Below are 19,284 nucleotides of genomic sequence, written 5' to 3'. Positions count from 1 at the left end.
TCTTCAAATTTTTGAAGGTTGGCACTATGTTCTCAAAACAGCCCTCCATGCAGCAACATAAGTACATCAACCGGTTCCAAGACTTTCGTCTTTTGATGAGATTTGCAGCGATCGCTACAGCTGTGGGTCTTTCTGGAGCGGTTGCCGTTTCTGAAGTTTTCGCACTTCCCTTTCTACCGAGCGAACCCCCGCAAGAATCTCCGGAAGAAAAACCCCCCGAGGAAGTCGAACCCGTTGAAATCGAACCGATGGAAGTATTACCAAGGGAGATCGAACCAACGGAAGAATTTGATTTTCAAACCTTTGCCCAATGGTGCAACAGTCGAAATAACTTACCGAGCGAAACCCAAAAAACCATCGAAGTTTTACTTCAAAAAGCAGGAACGTCGAATTGCAGCCGGGCGGATGAAAAACTATCTGAAGTGACAGAACTCATGCTGTTTCGCCGTCAAATTTCCGACCTACGACCCCTCTCTTCTCTGACCAATTTAAGCGAACTCTGGCTCGATACAAACTATATTTCCGATCTCAGTCCCCTGGCCACTTTAACCAATCTCAAAAAACTGTGGCTGGAAAATAATAAAATTGCCGATATTACCCCCCTTTCAGGTTTAGGGGGTCTCACTCATCTGAGTTTGGAAAATAATCTCGTCTCCGACGTGCGATCGCTGTCGCGTTTAAGCAATCTCACGCGCCTCAACCTCAGCACCAACAACGTCTCGGAAATTGAGTCTCTCTCCACGCTTACATCCCTGACTTACCTGAACCTGCGCGGGAATCCGATCGTTCCGGAAGAAGAAGATGATGAGGAACCCTGTCCCATCGAACCGGAATCGGTTTGTCAGTATTGATTGATTTCTGGGGTGTGGGGTTTGGGGTGTGGGGTTTGGGGAACTAGAGAGTGTCGTCACTAGATCGAAGATCGATTGCCCTCCACCAGACTCACTCATTTCCAAACTGATGTTGTGGTAAGGCAACCGGATGCAATCTCACTTTTGCGATTGCCGCAACTTTTCCTGGGCGATGCTAATACACTGCTCTTGCTCGGGAAAGTGTGGATTGGCGCTCCGAAGTGTCTCGAACCACGACGGGAAAACTTCCGAATCGGGTTTGCCTAGGACTTCACCGGTTTGGGCTAAAAGACAATGGGTGTGGGGGCTGTCGATGGTAATCCGTTGGGCGAGTTGTTGGGCCTCTTGGAGATCGGTTTCGGCCAGATCGTATTGTTCTTGCTCGAAGCGCAACCATCCCCGATTTTTCAAACAGGAGACCCGAACGCCGTCGTGTTGGGCGCGATCCAAACATTGGCGAATCCCTGAGAAAGCTTCGTCGAAGTTATTTTCTAGGATTTGCAAGCGCGACGCTTGAGCGTACCCTTCCGCAAGTCCTCGCACGGCCGCACGGTAATATGCTTCGATCGCGCAGTTGCGATCGCCCATATCTTCACACAGCCAGCCGAGATTGTAGTGCGGTGGAGCAAATCGGAAATCGAGCACAGTGGCACTGCGATAGAACCATCGGGCGGCGAACAGCTCATCTTGTCGATGGTAGTATTTGGCGATATTATTCGCCCCGCGAGCGATTTGCGGTCCGAGGGAAAAATACCCTCCGAGTAATGCGATCGCACAAACAGCAGCGAGTTTATGCAGCTTCCAGGAGATTGAGGGAAATTGAACGAGTGTTGGCTTTTCCGATACCGGCCACACGAGGGGACTGACGGCCGGGTGGGTAAAAATCATCGGCATCCAACTCGCACAGGGAAAGGTACTCTCCAAAGAGAGAGATTTAGATGCAAGATCGTCGCTAAAATACTCCAGACTTTGAAGCTGTTCCCGGGCTTGGCGCACCGCAAAATGCAGCGACTCTCCTCGGGAGAAGGTTTGCAGAAAATCCCCTAAAAACTTGTGAGCAACGCGATCGGGAATCGGTTCGCGCATCACCACCAGTTGGGGAAGGTGCAATCCCAAGTTTTCCAGTTCTCCGAGGATTCCCAGTCCGTCGCAAGAGTTAAAAATCGCCAGCTGCAATCCTCTGTCGATGGCGCGGCGCAGGGCATTTTCCAAATCCCCCATTCTCAAGATGCGATTGCGAGCGATTTCGAGGGTACCCACATTCCCGCCATTGGTGGTGGCACTGTGGCCGGCGAAGAAGAAAATATCGACATCCTGATGCCAAAGCCGATGGCAAATCTCGGCACAGGTGGGTTCTTGCAGGAGTTCGAGTTTCGCGTTCGGGAGTTTTTGCAGTTCTTTGAGATCGGAGTCGAGTTGCAATCCACGAGCGCTTCCCAAAACCGCCAGAATCCTCATCGGACCTTTGCGAACCCGGCGACTGGTGGGGGGGTCGAACTGCGGGGTGCTCAACGCCAATTCCGCCTGGGGAAAGTCTTGCCAGAAATCCCACAAATGCCAGGGAAACTTCCGCAACTCGAAGTTATCGGTTTCCAGGAGAATCCGCACGGTGTCTTTGGGATTGAGGAAAGTTCTCAGTTTCCGTTCGATGGGGGCAAATCCTGGTGAAGTGAGCCATTCGTTGAAACGAAGGCGCATTCGATCGCAAATTTCCCGCAATCCCACTTCGGAAATGTTGGTGACTCCGGCACCATCGCTGGGAAATGTAATCCGCAACCGCCACCCCAAGCTGGCATAGAGCGCAACGTAAAGGGTCTGCCATTTTCTATAGAGGTCGAGCAATTCCGGTGCGGGGGGTAAGCTCGCCACCGTCTGGGTATGATAGGGTTGCTTTTCGCGTCCGATCGCGACGGTGACGTGGGAAAATCCTGCCTGTAAAGATCCCGAACCGAGCTGTAAAATCGCAACGTAATTGCTCTGGCTTTCCCGATTGTCCTGCTTCATTGCTTGCCACCTGCCCCGAAGTTCACACGATATCCCATATTAGATTGTAAAATCTTCCACTAGGGTAACGCGATCGAGGGCCAGTTGAATTTGGAATCGTTCCCCAGGATATCCCTGGAAAAAGGGCAATTGAATGTAGTTATCCAAACTGCGCGATCGCACGTTTTTGAGCGCCTCTCCCTCATCAGAGAGCAGGTTGAGTTCCAGGTTGGGGAACAAGTAAGTTTCGCCGGGGGTCGGATGTACTTGAGCGTGAATGCCCACTTGTCCGTCATCATCGGGAATGAGCTTGACGAGCAAGACGACAGACCGCTCTCCGAGTTCGACACCTAAATCGATCAGTTTAGCCGCCGAGGTGGCCTGCGGTTCTGACTTTCTCATTCCCCTCAAACTGGGAGTCAGTTCGAAGGTGTCCGTGGCAAATAGGGATTCGAGGGTTTGCCATCCCGACTCGAAAATGCGATCGAACCACTGGCTTAAAACCACCGTTCGCTCGGCTTGATTGAGGCAATCGATTAATTTTTCTAAGGGTTGCAATTGAGCCAGGGGTAGCTCGAAATTTTTCACCGTCCGCGCGAAGCCGAGTATTGCTGCTTGTTGCCGCGCCTCGTCAATTTCGACGACGACGTAGCCGAGGCGATCGTCGATCGCTTCTGGGGGCACCTCGCAAATACTCTCGTCGGGGGAAACGGTGCGGCATTCCAAACGACCTAATCCGGTGACGTTCAGATCGGCAATATCCGCTGCTAGGCGCAAAATCGGATTGCAAATCTCGCTACCGCGCAAATCGGTGTCGATTCCCATCAAGTGCAAGTAATCTCTGACGGCGAAAACCGCCAGGGTATTGAGGTAAATTTGCCGTGCGACGATCGGATCTTGGGATACGCTGGCAAACTGCTCGGCTCGTTGGCGGGATTTCGAGATGATTGGTAGCGTTAACGATTGTTTGTATCTTAATGCTGCTTCGATCATAGTGGGCTCTCTCTTCTCTATTCTAGATATCCCTGTTTTTCTCTAAATTTATGCGTATACCTGTGAGAATGCGATTGTGGTTAGGGTTTCTATATCGATCGACACGATCTTCTGTGACTCAATCTCGAATCGACCGATCGCAAACGATGCAGCGCACCAGAAATACCGGATTGGCTTTAAATTGATGAAAGCGATGTCTATTCGGAATTGTTGGTTTTTCATTCCCCGTCGCGGCAGTATTTCGATTGAAGTTAACCCTTATCTCAAGACCCTTTTTAGAGAATATGAGAATTCGATCGAATTGCGTTCGAACTTGTGTTGGAGAACCTTCCTACCTTTTTCCAACCTCAAGATTTGCACTCGCGAAGCCCTACAGATTTGCAAATTGTACTCACGTTCCGACTCGATAGCACTCAGCGCGATCGATGAATTTTCTGGGTGTTTTCACAATCGGGACAGCTGCACTCGCACCCATGCTGACGATCTTCGGAGCATCCCCCCAGCCTCTCCTCGCGGTCTCTCGATCGCTCATGAAGTTGTTACTATAAATATCCCCGATCTTCACCAAATTTTTTGAGACGAGGTAAACATTTTCGCTGATAAAAACAACTCAAGGTGGCAATCGGTAAATTGAGTTCTTGGGAAATTTCCTTCCAGGAACGTCTTGGAGGTAACCGCCTTAGAATGAGAACTTGGCAGTTGGCATGGGGATGACCTTTGATGTGGGTGTTGGATAATTCACCATCGGGATCGTTTTTGACCCATTCTTCTACGTCTTCTAAAATCGGTGGGGTTTGGGGGGGAGCAGAGGGTTCGGGAATATTGGGATCGTTGAAGCTAGTTTTAGATTGCCCGTTCTCCACTTTTAAGTCGTGCAGTCTCCGTTTGAGATAGTTATCGAGCCAGGTTGTCACCTGGCTGCGGTTGGGATCGTAGGGTGCGTTCGCTGTCGTGGCTTCGCAAAGATTGCGGCAAAAATACAGCCACATCTGTTGTTTGGCTTCTTCGTAGTAGGGTACGTTTTCTTTCCACAGTTTTCCCGAACGCTCAATGGCACGTACGAGTTGGGTTAAACCTCGCTGGCGTTCCGGACTGCGGGGAGAATACTGACAAGTTCGTTCGACCATTTTCTGCAAGGAATCTGACATAGACAGCAGTGGATTCTAGAATGAGAAGCGTTTGTGGATTACCTCTATGACTTCTTGAACAACAACTCAATCGAGGGCAACCCATATAAACTTCCTATTTTAGTTATCAGCTGGTTTCGAGAAAAATATGCAAATTCACGGCGCGATCGCCCGTGAGTGTCTCTGGACGGATCGAAGATTTTAGAGGGCATCATGTAAACTTTCGTAAATCTCTCAAAAATCCTGCATAATTTCTGCGCGATCGACTGATGTCTTTATGGCTACTGATAAGTACACCGTCCCGATCGGTGCGCGTTTGTACGCTGCCTGGGTTTGTGCAAACGCGAGGAAGTCTTGGGGATGACCCAAGCAGATGGCTTCTAGAGTGTTGTGCGATCGTACCTGGTCTCTAACTAAAGGACGATCGCGCTTTTTTTTGCGTCCGGCTTTTTGCCGAGATCGCCGTACCTCTCCCATTGGTGTAACATACTTACTCTATAGCATTTCTTGAATAGATGAGGTCTGGACGAGCCCCGGCGAATCCCCCTAGTGCCGCTACGCGGAATTAAAAATGCAAAATGCAAAATTAAAAATTAAAAATTCCGAGTCTACATAGCTTTCAGGAGTTGAGAGCTGGTCAGTCATTTCTGCCGTGCTGCACTAGTTTGAGGGAACTTGAGATGTCGATTGGAATTTAGCTCGGTTACTTAAACGTTTGGATTCAGAAAATTTAATGTAGACCAAAAACAGATAATAGATCGATTCTATCTTAAATCGAAGAATAAAACTGTTTATAAAATACTCAAAAATATATAAGTTAATCAACATTTTAACTATTTTTTTTGAAGATTTTAAAGGTCGGGATAATCAAATTATTTCAAGCAAAAAAATCTAAATTTAGTCAGTTCGATGTAAGAACTGAGAAATCTCCTCCAAACACAGACTCGAAAATCATTCATTCGAGACTCAACCCAAATTAAACAACCCGGAGTGCTTCATACTTTTCGGAAATCTGGCATTATTAAAAACTGTTTCCATCCACCGATCGAGAGGACTTAAAAATGACCGCTCCCCTGACAGGTTTAAATTCCACCATTTTGGATGAGGTAACCCCGAAGATGTGGGTGGTCTGCGAAGAGATTGTCGGCCCGGTGGTGGCACTTGTGGAAGTGGATTCCTTTGAAGATGCGATCGCCCTCCCTCCCCCAGCAAAAGGATAAGCGCTTGGGAGTTTTCAAAATCGATCGTCCGGATTTCAGAAGATGAACCTTCAACTCGAAAGCCAGCACTTACACTTGCGTTTAGCCCGTCAAGAGGATATTTTGGCCATCATCGGCTATTACACCAAAAATCGAGGCTATCTTGCCCCCTTTGAACCGAAAAAAAGCCCCGCATTTTACACGCTCACCCATTGGACAATAGAGGTGGAAGCCCGGATCGAAGAATTTGCCACGGATCGATCGCTCAAACTCTTTTTGTTTGAGAAAGATGTTTGGGAGAAAGAGAATTCAGAGGCGATCGTTGGGACGCTCAACTTTACCAATTTTATCCGAGGGGCGTTTCAATCTTGCACCGTCGGTTACAGCGTTGCCGAAGCCAAGCAGGGACGGGGTTACATGAAAGAAGCCATGACTGTTGCCATCGATTACGTTTTCCAGGAGTTGAACTTGCATCGCATCATGGCTGCCTATCTTCCCCACAACCAACGCAGCGGCAGATTGCTCAAAAGTTTGGGTTTCGTCGTTGAAGGTTACGCCCGCGATTACATCAGAATCGACGATCGCTGGCAAGACCACATCCTCACCAGCCTCATTCATCCCAATTGGCAACCGGAGTTTTAGGCAGTGCGGAATTCGCAATTCGGAGTATTATCGATCGTCTTCCAATCCCCCATCTCCACCTCTCCAAGTCTTCCCAGCACCCCATCCATTTTCAGGGGGAAAACACGATCGATATAATTACCCACCATCGCCAACCCAAAACACCCCAACAGGTAACATCCTTGCCCGATCTTCGCGTCCGAAAAATTCTCGATCGCGCTCGAGTCGTTACCTCTGTCTCCCACACCCAAGGCGATCGCAATCGAAGTGTCCGCGCCTAAAGTCGCGACGGCTATACTTGTGGGATGTGGCAAGGCAGCCATTCGCTGTCTGTCGGCTTTTGGCGATCGATGGCGAGCAAATTCAAGTCCCATTGCAAATTCTTGGGGAAGTCTAGAGGAAACTTAAACTCCCCTCGATCGGGTATAGTCCAAAATTGTCCCAAACGTTGTCAATTTAGACTCGAAAACCCATGACACTTCCTGCTAAAATCGAGAGCCTCTATACCGATGGGGCTTGTAGTAACAACCCAGGCATGGGGGGTTGGGGTGTACTCGCCTGCTACAGCGACGGTTCGGTGTGCGAACTCGGAGATGCCGAACCCGACACGACCAATAACCGCATGGAGATGCAAGCTGCGATCGCGGCTTTGCAGCTGTTCGCCAAATCCGAGCAATCCGATTCGGTGACCCTGTATACGGATAGTGAGTACCTAAAAAAAGGCATTACCCAATGGATTCGAGGCTGGAAAAAGAAAAACTGGAAAACGGCGGCGGGAAAACCCGTTTTGAATCGAGATTTGTGGGAAACCCTCGATACTCTCAACTCGCCCCAAGTTCGCTGGGAGTACGTTCGAGGCCATGCGGGGAACCCAGGCAACGAACGCTGTGACGAGATTGCCCGCAGCTTTGCCCAAGGTCAAATTCCCACACTGCGACAAACCGCCAAACCAACCCGAAACCGGTCAACGATCGACAGCCCTCCAAGCAAAACGGTACAATCGACATCTATACCTACTAACCTTTCTACCTTTGATTCTGCGATGACTGACGTGACTATCCCTATGAATGACAGCGCCCTTGACAACTTTGCCCGCACTTCCAAGGTGGGGCAACTGCGCGATCTCATTGACAGTTTGCGAATTGCGGATGAAATTGCCGATAAAGGCTATCTCATTAGCAGTTCGGAACTGGCCGATTTGATTAACGTGAATGCGAGTGCAGTCACCAGTCGAGGCGACCACTGGGTTTGGCGGAACTGGGTTGTTTCGCGAGTGCGACGCGAAGGCAATCAAATTCTGTGGCAATTAGAACGAGTTGATTAATCTCAAACGTTAAGATTCAATTAACCCCCTCAGCTTTGATTTGTCCAAGTTGAGGGGGATTTGTTTTTTATAGCACTACGCAAATTAGTTAGGACATTTATAAATCCTGAAACTATCTGAGAGTCTACTGTTCCCCGTTCCCCGTTCCCTGTTCCCGCTTCGCGTAGCGCTATACAACGCTCGTTCGGGATGAAGCAGTATAGCAGTTGCCACTGTAGATGCGGACAATGCCGAACAATTATGTCATTAACCCGTGCTCTTTCCCCCCCGGCCTCCCCTGCCCCCAAAGCCCCCCTTACAGTCCCCAAAATCGTCTGGGATTGTGGCTGGGGCGAATCCTCTGCCCGATTTTAGCACCGGGTCAAACTCAACAAATTTTTGCCAACACTCGCCACGGCAGGGAACTGGGGAAACGGGCAAAGTTTTTGTTGGGATACCGGTTTGCGCAATGGTGGGAAAAGCTTCTGACGGAGGTGCGAGTTTCGTTCGGTTTGCCGGCTGTTTGCGACTTGCGCGCTCCCGATCTCGGGTGAGGGATATCGAACATCCGCCGTTCGTTAGCCATGGGTTATCGTTCATTTTCGGATGATTGGTGTGTCTAAGTCGCGCCTCAACTCACAACTGTTCCCCCACGCCCGACATCTCCCAACTCAAAAGCTGAGTCCGATCGCTGAATGTCTATCCTGAAGCTTTAACGGTGACGATGTACCACATATTTTCGGGAAAGGTTTTCTTGTTCAAAAATACTTCCTCTAGGTCGTTAAGTTGTAAAGTGTCAATCTCGGCAAACCCTTTCTCTTTTAACCACCGTTCCATCTCATCGGCATACATTCCAAAACGATAAGGTTCGCCAATTTTTTCTAATTGCTCGATATTTGTATTAATTCCGGGAATGCGATCGTTTTTGAACGTCATCAACGGCGAACAACAATCAAATACGAATACCGACCCCGGAGTCATTTGACGTTTAATAGAGTCGAGGGTAGTGGAAATACTTTCTCGCTCTAAATAGTAGCTCACGCCTTGCCAAACATAAATAGTCGGCACTCGATCGTCAAAGCCATATTCATCAAGGCGGTTGAGACTATCTCGATTGAGATCGAGAGGAACGAGCGATAAACCTCGGGGCATAACGCTCAATTTAGAACTTAAATATCTCTGTTTATCCTCAATCGTATCGGGGAGATCGATTTCAAAGGTTTGAACGGAATTTTCTTGAATTTTATCCAGCCTAAAAAATCTCGTATCGTAACCCGCACCGAGTAAAATTAGTTGTTTGCATCCGGATTCAATTGCGGCTTCAATTGCTCGATCGCCGTGCTTTTCCCTCAAAACAACATACCAGTAAACTAGAAATTCAAATTGCTCTTTCTCATTTTTCGGTTGAATGAGTGAATCGGGAAATTTATTTTTCACGGATTCGATTTCGGAGCGCTCGAAGAACCAACTGATGTATGGATCTGTAAAAAGTACGGACTGTTGGAATTGATGAATGAGCTTCAGAAATGCAGTACCTTTATTTGTTGATTTTTTCCATTCGATCGCCATTTTATTGTTCCGCTTCAGAGCACAAGATTAATTCAACGTTGAACTCATTTTCCCAATCCTCATTGGCATAGAGGAACTCACCAGTTTCAAACCATTAGAACCTCCCCAAGCCTTGGTTAAGCGAGGACGAATGAGTTCGATGGGATTGCTATGGCGATCGATGATAAATCGTTGGGTAGCCGACCAAGTTTCTAAATAGCCGAATACTCGATCGAGAGACCACATTGCTTCCATGTTAAATTGGGGCGGGTCTATTTCTTCAAAGGGAAAATTAATCGAGCGATACTCTTCTTCAATCATTTGTCGCTCCGGCGGCCAGTATTCTCCGACGATTCGATCGTAATATTCTTCAATAATTGGGTCTATATCTTCAGAAATCGACAGCAGTTTGTAACACCAAACAACCAATAATCCATTAGGTTTTAGGACTCGGTGGGCTTCTGTATAAAATCGATCTCGATCGAACCAATGTAACGCTTGAGCGACGGTAATTAAATCGAGAGAACCCGTTTCAATCGTCGTTTTTTCAGCCGATTCGATGCGATAGTAAATCTGGGGGTGCGTGGCGGCATTTTCAATTTGAGACGCACTTGCATCGGTGGCAATAATAGTCTGAAAATACGGCACCATACTCATTGCGACTTGTCCGTTACCCGTGGCACAATCCCAAACGCGATCGCGTCGGTAACATAAGGAAGCAAGATACTCGAATAAGGCTTTGGGATATCGGGGGCGATAGGTCGAATAAGCCGCAGCTTGTTGGGAAAAATAATCTTTAAAGGTCATTTGCGGTTAGGGAATAAAAATCGTCAAGGATGAATAGATGATTCTCATCAAACCCGATCGAGAGAATATAGATTGCGGGCAAAACTCGAGGTTTTAGCTGGCACGATCCAAAATTTGCACGTCACAAATTTGAAGAGAATCGCGAGAACGGGTTGCTCGGGAATCGAGAGGAAAAGTGTCCAAGTTTGTCAGAAACAAAATCATAGCTGCTTGCTATCTCTGACTTTAAAGCCAGGAATAAATCTAGAGATAATTTTTTAATTTTTAATTTCTTATTTTGCCGGGAGATTGAGGTAATAATGGTATCCTAATGCTGAAACTTCATGCCGCTCGTCTCGATCGATTCCCAATGCTCGATATTCCCCAACAGTTAGCTGCCGAACTGTCCCTCAAACTCGCCCAAATCGAAAGTGCCCTGTCTCTATTCGCGGAAGGGGCAACGATTCCGTTTATCGCCCGCTACCGCAAAGAACGCACCGGGAACATGACGGAGGTAGAATTGCGGCAACTGAGCGATCGCTTCACCTATTTGACGGAGTTAGAAGAACGCAAGGCGACTATCTTACAGGCGATCGCCGATGCGGGGAAACTCACTGACAAGTTGCAAGCCCAAATCGAAGCCTGTTCCCAAAAAACGGAACTCGAAGATCTCTATCTACCCTATCGCCCCAAACGCCGAACCCGCGCCACTGCCGCCCGAGAAAAGGGACTCGAACCCCTCGCCGAATGGATTGCCTCCCACAACCACAAGCAGGGGAAAAACCTGTCGCTCATGCCAGAAGCCGAAAAATATGCAGATGCCGAAAAGGGCGTCAAAACTGCTGCGGAAGCCCTCAAAGGGGCGGCGGATATCATTGCCGAAGCGGTGGCGGAAAATCCCCAATCTCGATCGTATTTGCGAGATTATTTGATGAAATCTGGGGCGTTTACCGCCAAAATCAAATCCGATTATCCCGAAGGAACGACGAAATTCGAGATGTATCGGGACTATCAAATCCCCGTTAAAGCCATCGCCCCCCACAACGTTTTGGCATTACTGCGGGGGGAAAAGGAAGGCATCCTGGATATGAATTTGGTCTTCGATGAAGATCGGGTGTTGGGGTATCTCGAACAACGGGAAATTCGCACCCCCGCGCGGGAAGTGCGCCGATTTTACCAAGATGCGATCGCCGATGCCTTCAAGCGATTGATGAAACCCTCCATTGTCAATGGGGCGATCGGGGATAAGAAAGCTCAAGCGGATGTGGAATCCATCGAAACCTTTGAAGCCAACCTGCGAGACTTGCTGCTATCTGCCCCGGCGGGGATGAAGCCGACGCTGGGCGTCGATCCGGGTTTTCGTACGGGCTGTAAGGTGGCTGCCATTGCTGCGACAGGGCAGTTTTTGGAATATCAGGCGATTTTCCCCCACCAGGGAGAACGGCGGCGAGAAGAGGCAGCGCGCACTCTGAAAACCCTGATCGAACGCCACGGTATCGAGTTGATTGCCATCGGTAACGGAACGGCAAGTCGGGAAACAGAGCGCTTCGTTGCCGATGTCCTCAAAACCTTTGCCAAACCGCCGATTAAAGTGATGGTCAACGAGTCGGGGGCTTCGATTTATTCGGCAAGTTCCGTGGCGATCGCCGAATTTCCCGATTTAGATATTACCGTACGCGGGGCTATTAGTATCGCCCGTCGGTTGCAAGACCCCCTGGCGGAATTGGTGAAAATCGATCCCAAATCCATCGGCGTGGGGCAATACCAGCACGATGTCGACCAAAAGTTACTGAAAAAGAAGCTCGATGAAACCGTCGAAAGTTGCGTGAACTACGTGGGAGTGGATTTGAATACGGCATCGAAGGAGTTACTGACGTTTGTGTCGGGTATTACGCCGTCGATTGCCAATAATATCGTCGCCTACCGTCACGACAACGGAGCATTTCAAAATCGCCAGCAGTTGCTGAAGGTGGCGAAGTTGGGTAAGAAAGCGTTTGAGTTGTGCGCGGGTTTTTTGCGGATTCGATCGGGGGATAACCCGTTAGATAATACGGCGGTGCATCCGGAAAGTTACGGCGTGGTGAAGTCCATTTCCAAGGATTTGAACCTGCCGCTCACGGAGATGACTCGGGTTGCCGATCGGCTCAAAACGATGGATTGGCAGTCCTATTTAACGGAAACCGTGGGTGAGTTAACCCTCACAGATATCATCCAAGAATTGGAAAAACCCGGACGCGATCCTCGCGAGCAATTTACCTACGCTAGTTTCAAGGATGGGGTGAATGAAATTGGCGATTTGCGGGTGGGAATGGAACTTGAAGGGGTGGTGACCAACGTGGCGAATTTCGGCGCATTTGTGGATGTTGGGGTGCATCAGGATGGATTGGTGCATATTTCCCAAATGGCCGATCGATTTGTGGAAGATCCCAAACAAATTGTCAAAGTCGGACAGGTGGTGAAGGTGCGGGTTTTGGAAGTGAAGGAAAAGTTGAAACGGATTAGTTTGTCGATGAAAGCCGTTGGGAAGTGATTAGACCCCTGGAGGAAAAGGGTTAAGGGTTAAGGGGGAAAGGGGGAATAAATTCATGACTGAACCATAGATATTGATTTTATTTTTTATTTTCGCGCCTATGTCTATTTAAGTAATCAGCATTGACCGGTAGTGTGTTCGCGTGCGCGTGCACCTGAGGGCAAACATCTTGCTCGCATCATATTTTGGTGAAGTCACTGACGTTAATCGAATTTCAAACTTGCATTGGAGAGGATATCGAACGCTAAATTCGAGCCACACTCGCTTTAGTCAGGGCTGGTACAATCCCCTCACAAGCTAACTTTCCACCATATAAATTCCGAGCGACAGGTCCCACCCGCAAGGCAGCGAACGGCCCCATAACCAACAGCTCGCATCCGGGCCAGCGGAGGTGTTCGTCCAGAATGGGCAAGCCGTTCACCGTTTCAACGGGGTGCTTGGATAATACATCCGGCAGTAGGGGATGGACATCGATATCTAAAGCCGTACCCGTTGCTAGCCAAATGCGGTGAATGGGTCGAGTCTCGATACACTGATGGACGGCATGGTTATCGCAGCCAACTTGCCAGGCATCTCCTTTCCAGCGAGCGTCCACCACCTGAGTGCGATCGTAAAATGTCACTAGCCCCTGGCGCGATTGTCGTCGCAGTTGAGTCATCATCATCGGAGTCAAAGAGCCGCCGTTACGAGCTTGCTGCACCATACTCCAGCGGGCGTGCAGATCGGGTTCGGCATGAAAGCCTTTGAGATATTTGGGTCCGAGCCAACCTGGGTCGGTATCGAACAGCTTTTCTTGAAAGGTGCGTCGCGCCATCATCAAGACCTTTGCACCCCGTTTTACCGCCCCCACCGCCAAATGCCCGCTGGTTAAACCGCTGCCGATGATGAGAACGTTTTCCCCCGAAAGGGAGGTTAAAGACGGTAACTTGACCTGACTCGCATGACACAAGCGTTCGGCTGGATAACCGGTCGCCACCCGCTGCACCCAATCGGGAATCTGAGGGCGACCGCCACCGGTTGCCAAGACCACTCGCCGCGCCAGAATCGTCTCGCCCGTATTTAACGTCAGCCGAAATCGGGAGGGTTTTTTCTGCAAGGGTTCGAGTCGGGTCACTTGCGCTCGCACAATACGATCGTGCAATTGCCAGCGGTGGACGAGGGCATTGCAGAACTCTTGAAACAGTCGAGTTCCAGGACGGTCGTAGGGGGGATGAAGTTCTCGAGCGCGCCCTTGGGCAAAGCTTCTCAGAGCATGAGGGTTCGGGTCGGGATGGTGGACGGCCGGCGATCGCAACTGGTCTATTTCGAGATCGGCAAACTGCTGATGCCACTGGGTCATCCACGTGCCGCTCGGATCGAACACCTGAATGCGATCGCGCAGCTTTTTCTTCTTTTGCAGGATGTGGGTCACCAGGGTCAGCGCTTGAGGACCTGCCCCAATGATGGCGATATCCGCGTGCAATTTTGTCATCAGCGTCAGTATGGATTCCTCGGGTGGAATGGGAATATTATAATAATGATTATCGTTCTTGTTTAAGAATTTAACGATCGCTGCGATCTCCCCCCTTACCGGACACGATCTTCTCGAGTTCAGCAGAATGCGAATGTCTGGGGTTAGACTGGACAAAGCCGCTCCGTAAGCGGCTGTGACCCCAATTCAGGACCGACAATGGAATCTAAAATTGTCTGGCAATACGGTAGTAGCAATCCCGAAAACGGGAATTATTTAGACGAGCTCCGCCAATGGTGGAGCGAGCTCAACAATCGAGAGATTTCTTGGCAGCAGCGTATCTTACCTCCAAGTGGCGATGTGGGGGAACTCGACTGGGAAACCCAGCGATTTGACGAAGTGTTTGCCCCCAAGGCACCAGAAATTCGAGGAATTACTCTCTACTGGCGCAAATCCGAATCGGAGGACGAAGGTAGCGTGACCGCCTCAAAACTGGTTCTCGATCGGCTAGATTCATCCTTATACGTCTATCCCAAGTCTCAACCCCAAGTCGTCTTGCGGGTTAAACCCAAACAGATCGCCTATCGAACCTTAGACCTCAACGATCCGACGATCGCCTGCTTTGCCGATGGCGAGACGTCCCAATTAATTTTCCGAGACGAACTTCGACAGATCGAGGTTCGAGTTTCTCTAACCCCCGAAGCGATCGATCGTTTAAAAAACCGGCTCCCGTAGCTGAGTCGATCGCCGGTTCGATCGCCTATGATTGGGAAAGTTTAGGAACTTCCCAATTTGGGAAACATCGTTACGTAACGTACGCCATCGAGCGTACCCATGAGTGTCAAGCTGGTGGGGAGTCTGTCCCCGCATATTGGAATAATCGCACGGGTCAAATCCATGCATCGTTTGCGCCGCATCGAGATCGTCTCGATCGGCACTTGGGGTCCATTGAGCAGATTACGATAGTGGGTGCAGTACCACTCATCAAATAAAAGAGAGTTGAGGATGGAAACTGCCAAGAAAGGATTGGTATTGATTGTTGATGACAATCCAATCAATACAAGACTGCTATTCAAGTTTTTAACGAAAGCGGGATTGACAGTATCATCTGCTGCCGATGGGTTCAGTGCAATCGAGCAAGTCAAAACATCACCTCCGGATTTAATTTTATTAGATGTGATGATGCCCGGAATTGATGGGTTTGAAACCTGTCAGCGCTTAAAAGCATCGCCACAGATGCGAGAGATTCCCGTCATATTTATGACCGCACTTACAGATACCGCTCATAAAGTTAAAGCCTTCGAACTCGGGGCCGTCGATTATATTAGCAAACCGTTTCAAAAAGAGGAGATACTCGCCCGAATTAACATTCATTTAGAGATGCGGATTTTAACTCGGAAGATGGCCGCACAAAATCTCTTACTGCAACAGTCGCAAAAAGATTTAGAACGGCGCGTTGAAGAGAGAACTGCCGAACTCGTCCAAACGGTCGAGCACTTACAAAAAACACAAATGCAATTGATTCAAAGTGAGAAAATGTCTTCTTTGGGTCAACTTGTTGCCGGGGTTGCTCACGAAATTAACAACCCCGTTAATTTTATTTGTGGCAACCTCGTTCATGCCGGTCAGTACGTTCACAACCTGCTGGATTTAATCCACCTATACCAGCACCAATTTTCCGAACTTCCGGTCGAAATCCAGGAGAAAGTGGAGGAAATCGATCTCGAATTCGTCCAGGAAGACCTACCCAAACTCTTTTGTTCGATGCAAGTGGGAACCGATCGCATTCGTAACATCGTTCGATCGCTGCGGATGTTCTCGCGCCTCGACGAAGCCGAACAAAAACTTGCCGATCTGCATGAAGGTTTAGAAAGTACCTTAATCGTCTTGGGAAGTCGTTTAAAAGCCCAAGTCGATCGCGCCGCGATTGAAGTGATTCGAGATTACGGGGAGTTACCTTTAGTCGAGTGCTATCCCGGACAGATTAATCAAGTCTTTATTAACATACTTTCGAACGCGATTGACGCTCTCGAAGAATCAATGGCAGCTTGGAGTCAACCCGATCGTTACGTACCGACGATCTCGATTCGGACGAAGTTTAAACCCAGTTGCAACGCGAACTGCGATGCAACTGAACCCTCCTGTGGTTCTCTAATTGTCGAGATCGCCGATAATGGACTGGGGATACCCGAAGAAATTCAGAAGTGTATCTTCGATCCGTTCTTTACTACGAAACCCGTAGGGAAAGGGACGGGGTTGGGGATGTCGATTAGCTACTCGATCGTGGTAGAACAACACCAAGGTAAGTTAATCTGTAATTCAGTACCGGGTAAAGGAACGGAGTTTGTCATCGAGATTCCAGTTGCCTGAATTTCTCGGAAGCATCCGATCTCCTGCGGGAGGGATTTTCCTCAGTCGAGAGCGCCAAACTATCCCAGCGCGCGAACGAGCATCGGGTCGATTGAAGCGCGAAGTCACTCAATGTTAGCAGGTGTAGCCGTCCATGACAGATGAAACCCTCGATCGATCCACGATCTTAATTGTGGATGATAATCCAACCAACCTGGAAGTACTCTCCGGCGTGATGGTCGATTCGGGGTGGGAAATTTTAGTAGCACTCGATGGTGAAAGCGCGATCGAGCAAATGGAATACGCCCGACCCGACCTGGTAATTCTCGATGTAATGATGCCGGGAATTGATGGGTTTGAAACCTGTTATCGGATTAAGTCTAATGCCGCTTTACAGGATATCCCAATTATTTTTATGACCGCACTTTCGGATACGAGAGATAAAGTCAAAGGGTTTTCCTTAGGGGCGATCGATTACATTACCAAACCCTTTCAGACGGAAGAAGTACTCGCTCGAGTGAAAACCCATTTACAAATTCGCGAGCTGACCCAACAATTACAAACGCAAAATCAGAAACTCGTGCGAGAAGTAGAAGAGCGCATGAGTGCTCAGTCGGCTCTAGAAAAATTAACGAAAGAGTTAGAGCTTCGCGTTCGAGAACGCACTTCTAAACTGTCTCAGTCGGAGCATCAACTCCGACTGAAAACGAAAGAGCTTGAAGAATCCCTCCACCATTTAAAGCACACTCAATCTCAGTTAGTTCAAGCCGAAAAAATTTCGAGTTTGGGTCAACTGGTAGCAGGCATTGCCCACGAAGTGAATAATCCCGTTGGATTTATATCGGGAAATTTAGATTACGCGAGGGAGTATATCGACCACCTTTTAGGTTTGGTGGATTTATATCAAGAAAAATTTCCCAAGCCCCCTCCAGAAATTGAAGATGAAATTGAAGATATCGATCTAGAATTTCTCACGGAAGACTTACCGAAGCTTATTGAATCGATGAAAGTGGGGACGGAAAGAATTCAGGGAATTATGTTGTCCCTCAGAACCTTTACTCGCATCGATAAAGAGGAAAAACAGCTCACGGATCTTCACGAAGGGATTGACAGCACCCTCATGATTCTCCAGCATCGCCTCAAAGCGAATAAAGATCGTCCGGCGATTCAAGCGATCAAAGACTACGGAAATTTACCCTTGGTTCGATGCTACGGCGGACAGCTCAACCAAGTGTTTATGAACTTGCTCGCCAATGCCATCGATGCTTTAGACGAATCGAATCAGGGATTGACATACGCCCAACTTGAAGAAAATCCGAATCTCCTGCGAGTGAAAACCGATACGATCGACGATCGAGTTGTGGTTGAAATTTCCGATAATGGAACGGGGATTCCCGAAGAGGTTCGTCAAAATATTTTCAGCGCTTTTTTTACCACCAAACCCGCCGGCAAAGGAACGGGACTGGGATTATCGATCTCTTACCAAATCGTGACGGAAAAACACGGTGGAACTTTAGAGTGCCAGTCTCAGGCAGGAGTTGGCACGACCTTTAGAATTGAAATTCCCAATCCCACGGAACCTTAGCCCGAGTGAATAGACTTCTGGAGGAAAAGGGAAAAGGGTTAAGGGGGAAAGGGTTAAAAAATTTATGAATTCGGTATCTAAATTGATTTTATTTTTGATTTCTGGAGATATCTAATAGATGATACGGAATTTATTGATTCTGTACCCCTTTCTCCCTTCCCCTTTCTCCCTTTTCCACCTCCAGGTCTAATCCACTTGCGCGCCGTGGTAGAGCCATCGCTCGTGTTTATCGTCCCAGACGAGTTGAATTTCGAGGGATAACGGGCTGATATTTCCAGTCTTCATATGGTAATTCAGTTGGGTTCGCACTCGGGCATCGTTGCGCTCGACTTCAATGGGTTCGATTTGTGCGACTTCCACAAAATCCACGGAATCCCACCACTGCGAATAGTCTGAGAAACCGTCGGGATGCAAGTCGCTATTGTTTTGTAGGGATTTGGAGAGCATTCCCCAGGCCGTTCGGTATCGATCGCCGTTCAGGGTGTCGTAGTAGCTGCGAATCGTATCCTCTGGCGAGGGGCGCTCTTCTGGGGCCTCGGCTTTCGGTGCGGGTTCGACTTGGGGGCCGATGGCCTCTAGCGCCGTGAGTTGGTTGGCAGGCAAGGCGGCATCGGTACTCGCCAGGGCGCAGTAAGCATCGGGATTCTTCTGTCCGTAGCTTTTGAGGGAAATGGCACAACTGGAGCGATCGTCAAAGGTGGCTGCATACACTTGGGTGTAGGGTTTTCCCGATAAGTTGGCATAGTCGGGAATCCAAAAGAGTCCCGCCCCTTGGTATCCATTGGCTTTGAGCTGTTGGAGTTGTTTGCGGGCGCGATTGGCTTCTCCAAAGGCGGAGTCGGCCAAAAAGTAGAAGGATACCGTCGGCGGTGTCTCGATTTCCACGGGTTCGGGTTCCGGTGCGGGGGGTTCGGGTTCCGGTGCGGGGGGATCCGGTTCCGGTGCGGGGGGTTCCGGTT

17 protein-coding genes and 1 pseudogene are annotated in these 19,284 nt (G+C 49.0%); 9 read left to right on the top strand and 9 right to left on the bottom strand.

Going from position 1 to position 19,284, the window contains the following annotated elements; translation table 11 throughout:
• Window positions 1-26 precede the first annotated feature (26 nt).
• A complete protein-coding gene (locus AC2215_RS15965) occupies window positions 27-851 on the top strand; it encodes a leucine-rich repeat domain-containing protein (protein ID WP_486810983.1) in 825 nt (274 codons plus the stop codon).
• A gap of 138 nt (window positions 852-989) precedes the next feature.
• On the opposite strand, the gene AC2215_RS15960 is transcribed toward AC2215_RS15965, so the two are convergent.
• The 4 genes from AC2215_RS15960 to AC2215_RS15945 all read right to left on the bottom strand — a co-directional run bounded on the left by AC2215_RS15960 (window position 990) and on the right by AC2215_RS15945 (window position 5,431).
• The gene (locus AC2215_RS15960; RefSeq protein WP_486810982.1) at window positions 990-2,855 is read right to left on the bottom strand and encodes a CHAT domain-containing tetratricopeptide repeat protein; all 1,866 of its coding nucleotides are present in this window, start codon (window positions 2,853-2,855) and stop codon (window positions 990-992) included.
• Between the two features lie 39 nt (window positions 2,856-2,894).
• On the bottom strand, window positions 2,895-3,827 hold the full coding sequence (locus AC2215_RS15955; RefSeq protein ID WP_486810981.1) for a DUF1822 family protein: 933 nt from the start codon (window positions 3,825-3,827) through the stop codon (window positions 2,895-2,897).
• A 542-nt stretch (window positions 3,828-4,369) separates the two neighbouring features.
• Complete coding sequence (locus AC2215_RS15950; RefSeq protein WP_486810980.1) at window positions 4,370-4,975, bottom strand: sigma-70 family RNA polymerase sigma factor; 606 nt, start codon at window positions 4,973-4,975, stop codon at window positions 4,370-4,372.
• Window positions 4,976-5,188: 213 nt separating this feature from the next.
• Window positions 5,189-5,431, bottom strand: coding sequence for a hypothetical protein (locus tag AC2215_RS15945; RefSeq protein ID WP_486810979.1), 243 nt, complete (start codon window positions 5,429-5,431; stop codon window positions 5,189-5,191).
• A 584-nt stretch (window positions 5,432-6,015) separates the two neighbouring features.
• On the opposite strand from AC2215_RS15945, the gene AC2215_RS15940 reads away from it, so the two are divergent.
• Window positions 6,016-6,174, top strand: coding sequence for an aldehyde dehydrogenase family protein (locus AC2215_RS15940; protein ID WP_486810978.1), 159 nt, complete (start codon window positions 6,016-6,018; stop codon window positions 6,172-6,174).
• 42 nt (window positions 6,175-6,216) lie between these two features.
• A complete protein-coding gene (locus AC2215_RS15935; RefSeq protein WP_486810977.1) occupies window positions 6,217-6,795 on the top strand; it encodes a GNAT family N-acetyltransferase in 579 nt (192 codons plus the stop codon).
• Here the strand turns inward: AC2215_RS15935 and AC2215_RS15930 are convergent.
• A complete protein-coding gene (locus tag AC2215_RS15930) occupies window positions 6,792-7,148 on the bottom strand; it encodes a hypothetical protein (protein WP_486810976.1) in 357 nt (118 codons plus the stop codon). The genes AC2215_RS15935 and AC2215_RS15930 overlap by 4 nt on opposite strands.
• A 98-nt stretch (window positions 7,149-7,246) precedes the next feature.
• Here AC2215_RS15930 and rnhA point away from each other — a divergent pair, with 98 nt between their 5' ends.
• Entirely contained in the window at window positions 7,247-8,098 is an 852-nt protein-coding gene (gene rnhA, locus AC2215_RS15925) for a ribonuclease HI (protein WP_486810975.1), read from the top strand.
• 227 nt (window positions 8,099-8,325) lie between these two features.
• On the top strand, window positions 8,326-8,631 hold the full coding sequence (locus tag AC2215_RS15920; protein ID WP_486810974.1) for a hypothetical protein: 306 nt from the start codon (window positions 8,326-8,328) through the stop codon (window positions 8,629-8,631).
• 145 nt (window positions 8,632-8,776) lie between these two features.
• On the opposite strand, the gene AC2215_RS15915 is transcribed toward AC2215_RS15920, so the two are convergent.
• Together AC2215_RS15915 and AC2215_RS15910 are read right to left on the bottom strand one after the other, a co-directional pair.
• Window positions 8,777-9,646, bottom strand: a complete 870-nt coding sequence (locus AC2215_RS15915) for a class I SAM-dependent methyltransferase (RefSeq protein WP_486810973.1) — start codon at window positions 9,644-9,646, stop codon at window positions 8,777-8,779.
• Between the two features lie 27 nt (window positions 9,647-9,673).
• On the bottom strand, window positions 9,674-10,432 hold the full coding sequence (locus AC2215_RS15910) for a class I SAM-dependent methyltransferase (protein WP_486810972.1): 759 nt from the start codon (window positions 10,430-10,432) through the stop codon (window positions 9,674-9,676).
• Window positions 10,433-10,781: 349 nt separating this feature from the next.
• Here AC2215_RS15910 and AC2215_RS15905 point away from each other — a divergent pair, with 349 nt between their 5' ends.
• A complete protein-coding gene (locus AC2215_RS15905; RefSeq protein ID WP_486810994.1) occupies window positions 10,782-12,941 on the top strand; it encodes a Tex family protein in 2,160 nt (719 codons plus the stop codon).
• Window positions 12,942-13,185: 244 nt separating this feature from the next.
• Here the strand turns inward: AC2215_RS15905 and AC2215_RS15900 are convergent, their stop codons facing one another.
• Window positions 13,186-14,412: an FAD/NAD(P)-binding protein gene (locus AC2215_RS15900; RefSeq protein WP_486810971.1), complete on the bottom strand. Its 1,227-nt coding sequence runs from the start codon at window positions 14,410-14,412 to the stop codon at window positions 13,186-13,188.
• 198 nt (window positions 14,413-14,610) lie between these two features.
• Between AC2215_RS15900 and AC2215_RS15895 the strand changes: the two genes are divergently transcribed.
• The 3 genes from AC2215_RS15895 (at window position 14,611) to AC2215_RS15885 (ending at window position 18,325) form a co-directional block, all read left to right on the top strand.
• Entirely contained in the window at window positions 14,611-15,126 is a 516-nt protein-coding gene (locus AC2215_RS15895) for a hypothetical protein (protein WP_486810970.1), read from the top strand.
• Window positions 15,127-15,396: 270 nt separating this feature from the next.
• A complete protein-coding gene (locus AC2215_RS15890) occupies window positions 15,397-16,761 on the top strand; it encodes a hybrid sensor histidine kinase/response regulator (RefSeq protein ID WP_486810969.1) in 1,365 nt (454 codons plus the stop codon).
• A 133-nt stretch (window positions 16,762-16,894) separates the two neighbouring features.
• On the top strand, window positions 16,895-18,325 hold the full coding sequence (locus AC2215_RS15885) for a hybrid sensor histidine kinase/response regulator (RefSeq protein WP_486810968.1): 1,431 nt from the start codon (window positions 16,895-16,897) through the stop codon (window positions 18,323-18,325).
• 186 nt (window positions 18,326-18,511) lie between these two features.
• On the opposite strand, the pseudogene AC2215_RS15880 reads toward AC2215_RS15885, so the two are convergent.
• Window positions 18,512-19,284: pseudogene (locus AC2215_RS15880) on the bottom strand (hypothetical protein); the annotation flags it as partial.

This window comes from Zarconia sp. (assembly GCF_057467645.1).
The sequence above is the reverse complement of the archived record's forward strand: the minus strand, read 5'-3'. Positions and strand labels throughout refer to the sequence as shown.

What these genes read in the sequence shown, in the direction of transcription:
- AC2215_RS15965 (WP_486810983.1), top strand. Translation starts at nt 27, where the DNA reads ATGTTCTCAAAACAGCCCTCCATGCAGCAACATAAGTACATCAACCGG.
- AC2215_RS15960 (WP_486810982.1), bottom strand. Translation starts at nt 2,855, where the DNA reads ATGAAGCAGGACAATCGGGAAAGCCAGAGCAATTACGTTGCGATTTTA.
- AC2215_RS15955 (WP_486810981.1), bottom strand. Translation starts at nt 3,827, where the DNA reads ATGATCGAAGCAGCATTAAGATACAAACAATCGTTAACGCTACCAATC.
- AC2215_RS15950 (WP_486810980.1), bottom strand. Translation starts at nt 4,975, where the DNA reads ATGTCAGATTCCTTGCAGAAAATGGTCGAACGAACTTGTCAGTATTCT.
- AC2215_RS15945 (WP_486810979.1), bottom strand. Translation starts at nt 5,431, where the DNA reads ATGGGAGAGGTACGGCGATCTCGGCAAAAAGCCGGACGCAAAAAAAAG.
- AC2215_RS15940 (WP_486810978.1), top strand. Translation starts at nt 6,016, where the DNA reads ATGACCGCTCCCCTGACAGGTTTAAATTCCACCATTTTGGATGAGGTA.
- AC2215_RS15935 (WP_486810977.1), top strand. Translation starts at nt 6,217, where the DNA reads ATGAACCTTCAACTCGAAAGCCAGCACTTACACTTGCGTTTAGCCCGT.
- AC2215_RS15930 (WP_486810976.1), bottom strand. Translation starts at nt 7,148, where the DNA reads ATGGGACTTGAATTTGCTCGCCATCGATCGCCAAAAGCCGACAGACAG.
- rnhA (WP_486810975.1), top strand. Translation starts at nt 7,247, where the DNA reads ATGACACTTCCTGCTAAAATCGAGAGCCTCTATACCGATGGGGCTTGT.
- AC2215_RS15920 (WP_486810974.1), top strand. Translation starts at nt 8,326, where the DNA reads ATGCCGAACAATTATGTCATTAACCCGTGCTCTTTCCCCCCCGGCCTC.
- AC2215_RS15915 (WP_486810973.1), bottom strand. Translation starts at nt 9,646, where the DNA reads ATGGCGATCGAATGGAAAAAATCAACAAATAAAGGTACTGCATTTCTG.
- AC2215_RS15910 (WP_486810972.1), bottom strand. Translation starts at nt 10,432, where the DNA reads ATGACCTTTAAAGATTATTTTTCCCAACAAGCTGCGGCTTATTCGACC.
- AC2215_RS15905 (WP_486810994.1), top strand. Translation starts at nt 10,782, where the DNA reads ATGCTCGATATTCCCCAACAGTTAGCTGCCGAACTGTCCCTCAAACTC.
- AC2215_RS15900 (WP_486810971.1), bottom strand. Translation starts at nt 14,412, where the DNA reads ATGACAAAATTGCACGCGGATATCGCCATCATTGGGGCAGGTCCTCAA.
- AC2215_RS15895 (WP_486810970.1), top strand. Translation starts at nt 14,611, where the DNA reads ATGGAATCTAAAATTGTCTGGCAATACGGTAGTAGCAATCCCGAAAAC.
- AC2215_RS15890 (WP_486810969.1), top strand. Translation starts at nt 15,397, where the DNA reads ATGGAAACTGCCAAGAAAGGATTGGTATTGATTGTTGATGACAATCCA.
- AC2215_RS15885 (WP_486810968.1), top strand. Translation starts at nt 16,895, where the DNA reads ATGACAGATGAAACCCTCGATCGATCCACGATCTTAATTGTGGATGAT.